10 protein-coding genes and 2 pseudogenes are annotated in these 11,955 nt (G+C 72.0%); 8 read left to right on the top strand and 4 right to left on the bottom strand.

From position 1 onward, the window contains the following. Nucleotides 1-89 precede the first annotated feature (89 nt). Complete coding sequence (locus AB0J04_RS19355; RefSeq protein ID WP_363169690.1) at nt 90-914, bottom strand: hypothetical protein; 825 nt, start codon at nt 912-914, stop codon at nt 90-92. Next, nucleotides 904-1,437 carry a SigE family RNA polymerase sigma factor gene (locus AB0J04_RS19350; protein WP_363169689.1) on the bottom strand — a complete coding sequence of 178 codons (534 nt, stop codon included), beginning with the start codon at nt 1,435-1,437 and terminating at the stop codon, nt 904-906. Before AB0J04_RS19350 ends, AB0J04_RS19355 begins: the two co-directional genes overlap by 11 nt. Nucleotides 1,438-1,532: 95 nt before the next feature. On the opposite strand from AB0J04_RS19350, the gene AB0J04_RS19345 reads away from it, so the two are divergent. Further along, the gene (locus AB0J04_RS19345) at nt 1,533-2,858 is read left to right on the top strand and encodes a sigma factor-like helix-turn-helix DNA-binding protein (RefSeq protein WP_363169688.1); all 1,326 of its coding nucleotides are present in this window, start codon (nt 1,533-1,535) and stop codon (nt 2,856-2,858) included. Between the two features lie 14 nt (nt 2,859-2,872). Continuing rightward, nucleotides 2,873-3,634: pseudogene (locus AB0J04_RS19340) on the top strand (biosynthetic peptidoglycan transglycosylase); the annotation flags it as partial. Nucleotides 3,635-4,603: 969 nt separating this feature from the next. On the opposite strand, the gene AB0J04_RS19335 reads toward AB0J04_RS19340, so the two are convergent. Then, on the bottom strand, nt 4,604-5,341 hold the full coding sequence (locus AB0J04_RS19335; RefSeq protein ID WP_363169693.1) for an SGNH/GDSL hydrolase family protein: 738 nt from the start codon (nt 5,339-5,341) through the stop codon (nt 4,604-4,606). Nucleotides 5,342-5,734: 393 nt separating this feature from the next. On the opposite strand from AB0J04_RS19335, the gene AB0J04_RS19330 reads away from it, so the two are divergent. The 3 genes and pseudogenes from AB0J04_RS19330 to AB0J04_RS19320 all read left to right on the top strand — a co-directional run bounded on the left by AB0J04_RS19330 (nt 5,735) and on the right by AB0J04_RS19320 (nt 8,525). After that, the gene (locus tag AB0J04_RS19330) at nt 5,735-7,780 is read left to right on the top strand and encodes a BTAD domain-containing putative transcriptional regulator (protein WP_363169687.1); all 2,046 of its coding nucleotides are present in this window, start codon (nt 5,735-5,737) and stop codon (nt 7,778-7,780) included. Nucleotides 7,781-7,946: 166 nt separating this feature from the next. Then, nucleotides 7,947-8,264 (top strand): annotated as a pseudogene (locus tag AB0J04_RS19325) (ABC transporter ATP-binding protein); the annotation flags it as partial. A 45-nt stretch (nt 8,265-8,309) separates the two neighbouring features. After that, the gene (locus AB0J04_RS19320; RefSeq protein ID WP_363169686.1) at nt 8,310-8,525 is read left to right on the top strand and encodes a DUF4177 domain-containing protein; all 216 of its coding nucleotides are present in this window, start codon (nt 8,310-8,312) and stop codon (nt 8,523-8,525) included. 15 nt (nt 8,526-8,540) lie between these two features. Here AB0J04_RS19320 and AB0J04_RS19315 read toward each other — a convergent pair whose 3' ends face one another. Then, nucleotides 8,541-9,383 carry a polysaccharide deacetylase family protein gene (locus AB0J04_RS19315; RefSeq protein WP_363169685.1) on the bottom strand — a complete coding sequence of 281 codons (843 nt, stop codon included), beginning with the start codon at nt 9,381-9,383 and terminating at the stop codon, nt 8,541-8,543. A 226-nt stretch (nt 9,384-9,609) separates the two neighbouring features. Between AB0J04_RS19315 and AB0J04_RS19310 the strand changes: the two genes are divergently transcribed. Genes AB0J04_RS19310 through AB0J04_RS19300 form a run of 3 tightly spaced genes read left to right on the top strand, consistent with a single transcriptional unit; the run spans nt 9,610 to nt 11,896 of the window. Further along, nucleotides 9,610-10,020 carry a GntR family transcriptional regulator gene (locus AB0J04_RS19310; RefSeq protein WP_363169692.1) on the top strand — a complete coding sequence of 137 codons (411 nt, stop codon included), beginning with the start codon at nt 9,610-9,612 and terminating at the stop codon, nt 10,018-10,020. Further along, a complete protein-coding gene (locus tag AB0J04_RS19305; protein ID WP_363169684.1) occupies nt 10,017-10,943 on the top strand; it encodes an ABC transporter ATP-binding protein in 927 nt (308 codons plus the stop codon). Before AB0J04_RS19310 ends, AB0J04_RS19305 begins: the two co-directional genes overlap by 4 nt. Continuing rightward, nucleotides 10,940-11,896 (top strand): transporter, encoded by a 957-nt coding sequence (locus AB0J04_RS19300; RefSeq protein WP_363169683.1) that lies wholly within the window; start codon nt 10,940-10,942, stop codon nt 11,894-11,896. Before AB0J04_RS19305 ends, AB0J04_RS19300 begins: the two co-directional genes overlap by 4 nt. Nucleotides 11,897-11,955 lie beyond the last annotated feature (59 nt).

The raw sequence follows: 11,955 nt of genomic DNA, 5'->3' as shown, positions 1-11,955 counted from the left end.
CCTCGTACTGGACGTACTTGGGCTTTCGGCCGGTGCGGCGAGAGTGCGTGCCGGGCGTCGCGACGGGGCGAACGTTGCCTGCCGCGGCACTAGCCTTCGTCGGTCGCCGCTGTGGCCGTCGGCAGAGTGGTGAGTGCGAAGGCCGTGCCGGTGACCGCTTCCTCGTGGAACCACTTGGCGTCGGCCGCTTTCAGGCCGATCCAGCTGTGGTTGTCGTCGGCGTCGGACTCCTTCACGTCGTAGGAGGAGCGGTAGCCGATGTAGACCCGCTGGTTCCTGGCGTCGCGCAGCTCGACCGCGTACACCAGCTCCAGAACGTGGCGGGTCCCGTCGGTCAGGTCGGTGACGGTCAGCGCCTTGGTCTCGTATGTCTGATACACGGTCAGCGGGCCTGTGAGCTTGGCGCCGTCGATGTACTCCGAGGACATCGGCATGACCTTTTCCCCGACGGTCACCACGCGTCGGTCGAGGTCCAGCGTGCCGGTGACGGGCACGGCCTCGGGTGCGTCACCGGACGGGGGCGAGGATGAGGACGGGGACAGGGACGGGGACGGGGACGGGTCGGCGGGGGTGGTGGTGGCCGGGAGCGGGCTCTGCCTTCCGGGTCCGGGTCCGGCCCCGGTCCCGATCTCTGTCCCCTTGCCGTGTTCGTCCGCCGTGAAGTCCGCGGTCAGGGCGAAGGCCACCAGTGCCACGGCCGTGGCGGTCGCGCCCAGCGTGCATGCCATGCGGCGGCGGGCCCGGCGTACGGCACGGGCGCGGACCTCGGCGCCGGAGAGGACCGGCGGGGTCTCGGCCTGCGCGGCCAACTCGCGGAGCGCGGTGGAGAGTTCGGCGGGGCGCCCGGTAGGGAGCCCGGTGGGGAGCCCGGTGGGGAGCCCGGTGGGGAGCCCGGTGGGGAGTTCATCCGACAAGGCCGCCCTCCTTCCGCACCGGGTCGGCCGCCTCGACCGCAGCGCCCGTCTCGTCCACCGTCAGATGTTTCGCCAGCGCCAAGCGGCCTCGGGCCAGCCGGGCCTTGACCGTCCCCACGGGCGCGCCGGTCTCGGAGGCTACCTGCTCGACACTCAAATCGCACAGATGGTGCAGGACGATCGCCAACCGCTGTGCCTTGGGCAATTGGCGCAGCGCGGCGACGAGCGCGGTGTGATCGGGGCCGGGCCCCGGCGTGTACTCGGGCGGCGGGATCCGGCGCACCAGTTCCAGCCAGCGCTTGGCCCGCCGCCAGCGGCTGACCGCCAGCCGGGTGGCCACCGTGCGTATCCACGCCTCGGGCGCCTCGTCGGCCAGGAAGTTCGCCCGCCGGTCCCAGGCCCGGACGAACGCCTCCTGGACGACGTCCTGCGCCTCTCCGTGATCCCCGGTGAACGCGGCGAGCTGCCCGGTCAGACGGGGGAACGCGGCCGTGTAGAAGGCGTCGAACTCGTCTTCGGTCATGCCCCCGCCGGAGTCTCGGAATTCCCGTGCAACCTCGCCGCCCCGCCGTGCGTACAGATCCCGTAGGTCGCGCCCAGCGGAACACAACACGACCCATGGGGAAGACGATGAACACGAGTCTCAGGATCCATCGACTCGCCTCGAACCCTCGGCGGCACCACGACTTCGCCTCGTACGCGCGGACGAGCTGGCCTCGGCTGGTCACCACCGCGTACCTGCTCACCGGCGACCTGGACGAGGCGAGAGAGCTGGTGCGGCACACCCTGGTGGTGGTGTGCGCACGCTGGCGGCGGATACCTCGGGACGACGTGGACTTCTATGCCCGGCGTTCCCTGGTCAAGCGTCATCTGCGCCGGGCGCGCCGCCGAAAAACCGTGCCCCGGGGGGTGTTGGGGGTCGCATCGGCGCTGTCCGCGCTGTCCGCGCTGTCCGCCCGGCAGCGGGTCGTGCTCGTGATGCTGCACGGGGAGGGCCTGGGCGAGGTCGAGATCGCGCAGTTGCTCGGCTGCTCGGCCGGCACGGTCAAAAGCCTCGCCCAGCGCGGGCTGGCGGTGTGCGGGGCAGGGGGCGCAAGCGGGGGCGGGCGCGGCGCCGACCGGTTGCGCGAGCTGTTCGCGGCGGCCGTCGAGGCCGCAGAGATCGTCGAAGTCATCGAGGCCCTCGAAACCGTCCGAGTTCGCGAAACCGGCAAAGCCCCCGAAGTCGGGGAAGCCTTCGAAGTCGGGGAAGCCTTCGAAGTCGCGGACGACAGCGTTCCGTTCACGCTGCCGCTCGCTGCCATCGAGCGGCAGGGGCGGGCCCGCCGCCGACGTCGTACCGGCGCCGTCCTGGCCGTCTGCGCGGCGGTGCTCGCGCCGACGACGGTGTTCGCCGCCGAGCGGGTCGGGGTCTTCGGCGACACGGAGCCGTCCGGGCCCGCGGGCGCGCAGGGGACGGTGAGCCCGGTACGGATCGTCGCGCCCGGTGAGCGGGTGCAGGTCGTGAAGGGGATGCAGGTCTGGCTGACCGCCGACGGCGAGCACTGGTCGACGCCGACCAGGTCCAACCAGTTCCGCGGGCCGGGCGACGACGGCGCCGACACTGCGAAGCCGCAAGTCTCGGCCCAGGCGGAGCCGGTGAACGGCAAGTACTTCCTCTCGGGGCTGTACCACGGCCTCGCCGCGGACCCGGGCCGCGTCGCGGTCGCCGTCGGGGACACCACGGTCACCGGCGCGGTCCTCACCCTGGCGGGCGGCCCGGGCTGGGGCGTCTGGTACTCGAGCACCCTCCTGACGGCAACGGAGCTCAAGTCGCTCTTCGTCGAGACCGCCGACAGCGCCCGGCGCGGCGAGAGCCCCGCGGGCGTCGAGGACCGTCCGGCCGTCGTCACCGTGTACGACGCGGACGCCAGGGCCGTCGCGCGGACGGACGACGTCAGGTGAAGGGCCTTCCGTTCATGAAGAGCCGGGCGCGGCGGCTGAAGCGGGCGGCGACCTCGCACCGGCTCCGCCTCCGTGTCCCGCTCCGCCTCCGGCTGCGCCGTACCCGGGGCCGTCGGCTGCGCCGGCTGCTCATCGCCTTCTTCGTGCTGATCGCCGGGCTGTGCACGGCGGCGGTCGTCGCCTACCGGCTGACGGACATCCCGAAGCCGCACCCGGAGACCGTCACCCAGAGCACGGTGTTCACCGACGCCAAGGGTTCCTACCTGGGCCGACGTGGTCCCGTCGACCGCCAGGAAGTGCCTCTCTCGCAGATACCGCGGTATCTCCAGGACGCGGTGATCGCGGCCGAGAACCGCTCCTTCCGCTCGGACAGCGGGGTCTCCCCGCGCGCCATCGCCCGCGCGGTGCTGGCCTCGCTGACCGGGGGCGAGCGGCAGGGCGGGTCGACCATCACCCAGCAGTACGTGAAGAACGCGCTGCTGAGCCCGGAGCAGTCGCTGTCGCGCAAGGCGCGCGAGGCGCTGATCGCGATCAAGCTGGACCGCACCCGCTCCAAGGATGAGATCCTGGAGGGCTATCTCAACACCGTGTACCTGGGCCGGGGCGCCGCCGGCGTCCAGGCGGCCGCGCGCAACTACTTCGGCGTGGACACCGAGGACATGACCGTCTCGCAGGCGGCCGCGCTGGCGTCGATCCTCAACATCCCCTCGTACTACGAGAAGGCGGGCTCCGACCCGAAGGTGACCGCGAAGCTGCGGGACCGCTGGGAGTGGGTGCTCGACGCGATGGAGGCGGGCGGCAGCATCACGGCGAAGCAGCGCGCCGACGCCGCCTTCCCGGCGTTCCGGTTCTATCCGCCGGGCACCACCGAGGGGCAGCGGCAGTACATGATCGACGTCGCCGGGAAGGAGGCCGCCGACCGGCTCGGCATCACCGAGGACCAGTTGGCCCGCGGCGGCTACACCGTGCAGACCACCTTCGACCTGGCCCTCCAGGACGCCACCACCGAGCTGGTGAAGGACCTCAAGGGCGCGAAGGGCACCACGCTGCACACCGCCGTCGTGGCGATCGAGCCCGCCGACGGCGCGCTGCGGCTGCTGTACGGGGGGTCGGACTACGCCCGGCAGCCGTTCAACGACGCGGTGAACGGCGCGGTGGAGGCGGGGGACGCGCTGAAGCCCTTCGCCGAGGTCCGGTTCGACGCCCCGCTGGCCGGACTGGGCACGACGGCGGCGCCCACCCCGCTGAAGCTGGCCTCGGCGTACGCGACCGTGGCGGCGAACGGGGTGTACGCGACCCCGTACACGGTCACGAAGATCACCCAGGACGGCCGGACGGTCTACACCGCGCACCCCGAGACCCGGCGCGGCCTGGACGAGGAGGAGGCGCTCGCGGTGAGCACGGCGATGTACAAGCGGCCGTCCGACGAGGCCGTCCAGGCCGACGGGTCGCCCCTGTTCACGGCCGGGGCGGGCGGCGGGATCACCCGCCGGACCGTGTGGTCCACCGGGCTGGACTCCCGGCTCGCCCTGACGGTCGTGCTCTTCGCGGACCGGCCCGGCAAGAAGAAGAACACGACCGTGCCCGCCCAACTGCCGAACAAGCCGGCGCCGACCGACACCGCGGAGAACACCGCGGCCCGGATCTGGGAACTGGCCACGGCTGGAGCCGGAGCAGGGTCAGGGGCCGGAGCCACCCCCCCGCCGACACTGCCCGGGACGACGCCGTCCCGGGCAGTCGAGGGGTCATCCCCAGGTCGCCTCGAGCTTGGCGTAGTAACCGGCGACGTAGCCCGCCAGGGTGGGGTGGAAGACCGAGGCCGGGTCGGACAGATCGTTGATCCACGGGTCGGAGCCGCACGCCCCGTGGTTCTTGAACTCGGCGCGCACGTCCAGGAAGTGGACCGGCTCCTTGGCCGCAGCGGCCTTCGTGCCCTCGGCCAGGGCGTCGGCGAAGGCGTTCATGTAGGTGCGCTTGGCGGCGCTGAGGTCGATGACGGGGCAGACCCCGGACGTGGCGAGCGCCTGCGGGTAGCCGAGGACGCTGACGGTGGCGTTCGGCGCCTTGGCCTTGATGTCCTTGTACAGCGCGGCGAGTTCGTCGACCAGTTGGTTCCTGGCGTAGTGCGACATCCAGTCCGTGGCCGTCTTGCAGTAGGCGTCGGTGTTGGTGAGGCACGCCTGGACGACGCTGGTGAACTGGGCGTCGTTGCCGCCCACCGTGAGGGTGACGAAGTCGGTGCCCGTGCTCAGGGCGGACAGTTGGTCGGCGCGCACGTCCGCGATGGTCGCGCCGCTGCACGAGACGTCCTTGAGCGCGTACTCGTCGTGCACGCCCGCCCACAGGGCCGGGTAGCCGAGTTCGCTGCGCTTGCAGGCGCCGCTGGCGCTGTCGTAATGACCGGCGCCGACCCCGGACGAGTACGAATCCCCCAGAGCCACATATTCCAGTTCTCCCGCCGCGTGGGCGGGGGCTCCGGACATTGCCGCAATTCCGGCGAATGCCATCAAAGTGCTGACGACGGCAGACTTCAATTTACGCATGAGTTCCTTCAACAGATTCCGTGTCGCGGGATCCCGAAGGTAGCCGCGGCTCGTTGCCCAGCAATTGTCGGCCCGTTGCCCGTAATCGACTCTCCTTCAGGGAGGCGGGCCTGGGCGGCCTTGTCAGCCCGAGGTCGTAGTCCCGCCCTATAACTGCGGTTGCAGTTCCGCGGCGCTGAGATCATTTCCTGCGCCGATGCGCCGCCCCGCCCGCACATTCGAGAATTGAACCGTACCGACCGGCGGACAACACGCGGACAACACGCGGACAACAGCCGGGCAACCAACCGTTGGTTGACTCTCGACGAGCTCGCCACGTAAGGAACTACGCACATGGCCACTCCGGATTCACGACACGCACACGCGATGCGGTTCGGCGTGCTCGGCCCCGTCGAAGTCCTGAAGGGCAGCGCCTCCCTCGATCTGGGCCCTCGGCAGCGCCGGTTGCTGCTCGTGCGGCTGCTCATCGAGGACGGCCGGCCCGTCTCGCAGGACACGCTCTGCCGTGACCTGTGGCCGACCGACCGGCCGACGGGCGCCGCGTCCTCCGTGCGCGCCCACATCAGCCGGCTGCGCGCGGTCCTCGACCCGGTCCGGCAGGGCCGGTCCACCACCCTGGTCAGCGGCCCGACCGGCTACGCCCTCAAGGTGCCCCGCGAGGCACGGGACACGGCGCTCTTCGAGGAGTCCGTGGGCCGGGCCCGGGAAGCGCTGAGGCAACGTCAACTGGCGGCCGCGCGGGCGGAGATCGAGACGGCGCTCGGACTGTGGCGCGGCGAGGCGCTGGCAGAGGCGGCCGAGCACGCCTTCGCGATGCGCGAGCGCACCCGGCTCGACGGCGCCCTCCAGGACGCCAAGGAGCTCCAGGCCACGATCCTCGTCCAGCAGGGCGAGACGGAGCCGGCGATCGACGTCGCCGAGGGCCTCGTCCTCAAGGCCCCGCTGCGGGAGACGTCCTGGGCGCTGCTGATGCGTGCGCTGTACGCGGCCGGCCGGCCGGTCGAGGCGCTTCGGCAGTACGAGCGGTTCCGCGGCATGCTCGCCACGGAACTGGGCCTGGACCCCAGCCCCCAGCTGAGGGATCTGCACACCGCGATCCTGCGGCACGACGTCGTCGTCCTCGGCGGCGCCGTCGCGTCCGCGTCCGGCAGGCCCCTCTCCTCGCTGCCCCCCGGACCGGGCTTCACCACCGCGTGTGTGCACCCGGACCTCGGCCCTCGGCCCGCCGTCGCCCCCTTCGTGGGCCGGAGCGAGGAAAGCGCGCAGTTGGCGGCCCTGCTGTCCGCCGCGGCCGCGGGGCGGCCCGGGTGGGCCGTGGTGGGCGGGGAGCAGGGGTCGGGCAAGACCCGGCTGCTTCAGGAGCTGGCCGAGCGGGCCGCGGCCGCCGGGTTCACCGTCGCCCGCACCCGGGCGGGTCAGGCGCTCAGCGGGAACCGCGGGATCGTCGAGACCTGCCCCACCGTCCAACTCCTGGACGCGCTACGGCAGGACGGCTCGGACTCCGCCCAGGACGACGTGGCGCAGAGGGATCCGCTCGGCACGGTCGTCCATGAGCTCACGCAGGGGCCCACGCTGTGCGTCGTCGACGACCTCGACCAGGCGCCGCAGGGCTTCCACCGGCTGCTGAGACGGCTCGCCAAGGTGCTGCGGGAGGGCCCGGTCCTGTTCGTGTGCGCCCTGCGCGACGGCAGCAGCCCGACGTCCAGCATGCTGCTCGCGGAGCTGGCCCTGCTCGGCGCGACCTGGCTGACCCTGGAGCCGCTGACCGTCGACGACGTGGCCGAACTGCTCGCGGGCGGCGCTTCCGAGGACGCGGCGGCCGAGAAAGCGGCGGCCGAGGAGGCGGCGGCGCTGCACCGGCGCACCGAGGGGCATCCGTTCGCCTTGGCCGAGTCGCTCAAGCTGCCTCCGGGCCGGCGCACCGGCCCGGAGGCGCAGGTGCCCGCCGCGGTGCGCAACGTCCTGCAGGCGAGACTCGTCGAGTTGCCCAGCGCGGCGCGCTCCATGCTCACCTACGCCGCGGCCGACGGCGAGTGGCTGGACGTCGGTCTGCTCGCCGCTGTGCAGGGCCTCGCGCCGGACGAGCTGCTGCCGTCGGTCGACGCCGCCGTGACGGCCCGGATCCTCGTCTGGGACCCGGACACAAGCGCGGACACGGGCGGGGACCTCGGCGGGGGCGGCCGCTACCGGTTGCCCGAGCTGGCTCGCGATGTGGTGCTGAGCACACAGACTCCGTCCTCCCGACAGCTTCGGCACGCGGCACTCGCCCGCGAACTGGCGGGGCGTGAGGACGCCGATCCGGCGCGTCTGGCGCGGCATCTGCGCGCGGCGGGCCCCATGGCGCCGGCCGCGGTCCCCATCCGCACCCCAGGGCACTGATCCCCCGGGACCTCAGCGACACCCCGGCGCGAGTCGGGCCGACGGGTACCAGGACGACTTCGGGGGCGCCCCGATGTCGATCCCGACGTCGTACGCGAACGGCGGGGGCCGCCTGAGACCGTCCGAGACCACCGTCCGTGACCGAGCCGGCCTTGGCGGCGAAACCCGGATCCTGGTCCTCGACGAGGCGGTGGCCGCGCTCGACGCGTCGATCCAGGCGCAGATCCTCCAACTCCTCGGCGAGATCAGACAGGAGACCGGCGTCGCCCTCGTCTTCGTCAGCCATGACCTGTCCGTCGTGCAGCACATCACCGACGAGACCCTGGTGATGCGCCGGGGCACGGCGGTCGAACAGGGCCCGACCGGACAGGTGCTGACCGCGCCCGAGCACCCGTGCACCCGGCTGCTCCTCGACTCCGTGCCGCACGAGGGCCGGGACCCCGCGGAGGTTGCCGCAGCAGCGCGATCCGGCCCCGGAATGTGATCCGCGTCTCACCGAAAACAACCGGAGGATGATTGGCTGGCCGCCATGAGCCATGCCTACGCGTACGAGTACAAGGTCGTCACCTTCCGGGAGTCGCTGATCGGCGACGCGCTCGACAGCGACAAGCTGGAGAAGGTCCTCAACAAGCACGCCGAGGACGGCTGGGCCCTCAAGGCCATCACCTCCGCCGACGTCAAGGGCCGCATCGGCCCCGGAGCCGTCGCGGGACTGCTGCTGACCTTCGAGCGTCCCCGCGGCTGAGCCGCGGGTCACGGACTACAGGTAGTCCTCCAGGCGGGCGATCGTGAAGCCCTGCTCCTGGATGTGACGGAGCATGTTCGCCGTCATCTCCGTCATCGTCGTGCCCTTGAGCTCGGACGGTCCGCGGAAGTGGGCCAGGATGATGTCACCCGGGTGCAGTTTCTTGTCCCCGCGCTGGTACTGCATGTTCTTGATCTGCATGGACTCGCGCCACAGGACGATCGCCTCGGCGCCGCAGGACGCCGCGGCGGCCCGGGTGTTCTCGTCCCAGTTGCCGTAGGGCGGACGCATCAGCCGGGGCGCGGTGCCGTACTCGGCCTTCAGCTTGGTCTGCTGGCCGCAGATCTCCTCCTTCTGCGCCGCCGCGCCCAGGGTGCGCAGGTTCGGGTGGCTCAGCGTGTGGTTCGCGACGCCGTTCCCGAGTCCCTGGAGTTCCTTGAAGTAGCCGTAGTCGGAGCGTATGGCGGCGTCCGTCAGGAACATCGTGAAGGGGATCTTCAGTTCCTTCATCATCGTCACGAACTCCGGGTCCTTCTCGGCCCCGTCGTCGATCGTGAGGAAGACGATCTTCTCCTTGGTCGGTATGTCGCTGATCACCGGCACCGTGCCGTCGGCCGCCGGGAGCTTCACCGGCTTGGTCGCGGGCGGGGCGGGCGGGGCGGCCAGCGGCTCCAGCCCCCACTTGCGGTAGGCGGCCGCGGTGCCGACCTGCGCTCCGGCGTCACCACGCGGAACCCGCGCCCCCGGCGCGGAGGAGGTCGGCGTGGCGGACGGGGACTTCGCGGAGCCGGCCGAGTCGGCGGAGTCCGAGGAGTCCGCGGAGGATTCGGTCGCGCAACCCGTCGCAAGGCTCGTCAAGAGAAGAAGACAGGCCAGGGCCGCCCTCCTGGTCCGTATGTTCAACTCGCGCCGCCCCTGTGCCTGAGCCCGTTTGCCTGAGTCCGTTCATCTTCCTTGATGACGAACAGGCGTCCGAGGTTGCACCCGTGTTCGACATCCCTCTGGCGTGACACCCCCTTGTTTGACATCCCCGGGAGGCCTCCACCATGCTTGTACTAATTCATTAATGGAAGCATGCTTGAACCTGGAAGGTGACGTGGTCGAGTACCGGATCGACCGGGGCAGCGGCGTACCCGCCTACGTGCAGATCGTCGAGCAGACCGAGCGGGCGCTCCGGATGGGCACGTTGCAGGTCGGGGACAAGCTGCCCACGGCCAAGGAAGTGGTGGCGGCCACCGCCATCAACCCCAACACCGTGCTCCGGGCCTACCGCGACATGGAGCAGGCCGGCCTGGTCGAACTGCGCCGCGGGCTCGGGACGTTCGTGACGCGGTCGCTCGCCCGGCCCGGCGCGGAGGACGACTCCCCCCTGCGCGCCGACCTCGCCGAGTGGACGGCCCGCGCACGGGCGGCAGGCCTGGAACGGGCCGACATCCTCGCGCTGGTCACAGCCTCACTGGACAGCTACGACAACCACACAGAGGAGGACGCATGACCGGGCCTGACGCCCCGGCCGCCGCACTGCGCGCCACGGGACTCGGATTCCGGTACCGGGCACGGGGCGGCTGGGCCCTGCGGGACTGCGAGTTCACGGTGCCCGGCGGCCGGGTCACCGCCGTCGTCGGGCGCAACGGGGCCGGCAAGAGCACCCTGCTGCACCTGGCCGGCGGCCTGCTGCGGCCCCGCAGCGGGGAACTGCACGTGCTGGGCGCCGTACCGGGCGCGGCAGAAGCCCGCGCCCGGGTCGCCCTGCTCACCCAGGACAAGCCGCTCTACCCCCGCTTCACCGTGGCGGACACCCTGCTGATGGGCGAGAAGCTGAACTCCTCGTGGGACCGGGCGACCGCCGAGCAGACCGTCGACGAGGGCGGCATAGCGCTCACCGCCCGGGTCGGCGAGCTGTCCCCCGGCCAGCGCACCCGCGTCGCCCTCGCCCTGGCCCTCGGCAAGCGGCCCGACCTGCTGCTGCTCGACGAGCCGATGGCCGACCTCGACCCCGTCGCCCGCGGCGAGATCATGGCGGCGCTGATGACCGACGCCGCCGAGCGCGGCACGAGCATCGTCCTGTCCTCGCACGTCCTGCCCGAGCTGGAGCAGACCTGCGACTGGGTGCTGCTGCTGCGCCAGGGCCGGGTCGAGCTGAGCGAGGACGCCGAGGCGCTGCGCGACAGCCACGCCGTGCTGACCGGCCACGCCGACCAGGCCGACACCCTGGCCGGGCAGCACGAGGTCGTGCACAGCCGGGTCAGCGGCAGACAACTGACCGCCCTGGTCCGCCGGCGCGGTCCGGTGCGCGGCGACTGGCATGTCGAGCGGCCCAGCCTGGAGACCATCCTGATCGGCCGCCTCCAGACCCCGGCCGCCGAGTCCTCCGAGGCCTCCGACGCCTCCGCCGAGCCGACGGAGGTGGCCGCGTGAAGGGCTCCCTCTGGCTCGCGTGGCGGCAGCAGCGGCTGCTGGTCGGCGTCGGCGCGGCCGTACTCGTCGCCGCCGCGGCGATCGCCGCGTACTACCGCTCGGACATGCTGGACGCCCTGCACAGCGGGCGGTTCGACCACTGCGACCCCGGTCCGCTGTCCTGTACGCAGGGCGACACCGGCCCGCTCCTGATGCTGGACATCGAGCCGCTCCAGTACCTCGGCACGCTGAACCTCGTCCTGCCCGTCCTGATCGGCGTCTTCTGGGGCGCCCCGCTGCTCGGCCGCGACCGGGAGCTGGGCACCCACCGGACGGTCCTCGCGCAGGGCGTGAGCCGCGGCCAGTGGTTCACGTCCCGGTTCGCGCTCGCCGCGGCGGCCACGACCGTCCTCTCCGGTCTCCTCGCGGGAGTCTTCGCGTGGTGGTGGCGACCGGCCGCCGACCGCAGCTACGGCGTGTTCTGGTACGAGGACGCGGCCCTGAGCGGCTCCGGCCCGCGGGTCGTCGCGGCCGCCCTGTTCGGCCTGGCGGCCGGCACGCTGCTGGGGCTGCTGGCCCGCCGCGTCCTGTCGGCGATGGGCCTGGCCCTGCTGGTGACCGGGGCGACGACGCTCTTCCTGGAGTGGGCGCACCGAACCCGTCTGCTGGTCCCGCCGCACCGCTACATCAGCGCCGGCGGCGTCCCCAAGGAGCCCATGGGGGACAAGTGGTCGGCCGGCGACTACGGCCTGATCACCGCCTCCGGCCGCCGTGAGGACGTCATGAACTGCCCCTACCCGTCGGGGGCCCGGCTCGACGCCTGCATGGACCGGCACGGGTACGTGGCCCGCTTCTACGAGGCCAACCCGGCCGGCGACTACTGGGCCTTCCAGTGGACCGACACCGCCGTCCTCGGCGGGCTCGCCGTCCTGCTCACGATCGCCACCGTGCTGATCCTGCGCCGCCGCGTCTGACCCGCCCCCTCCCTCACCCCCTCCCTCCCTTCGCTCTTCTCCCTCCCTTCGTTTCCTTC

It is taken from the genome of Streptomyces sp. NPDC050263 (assembly GCF_040655955.1).
In the GTDB taxonomy this organism is placed as follows: domain Bacteria; phylum Actinomycetota; class Actinomycetes; order Streptomycetales; family Streptomycetaceae; genus Streptomyces.
Note: the sequence above shows the minus strand (reverse complement) of the source record. Positions and strands in the feature narration are given on the sequence as shown.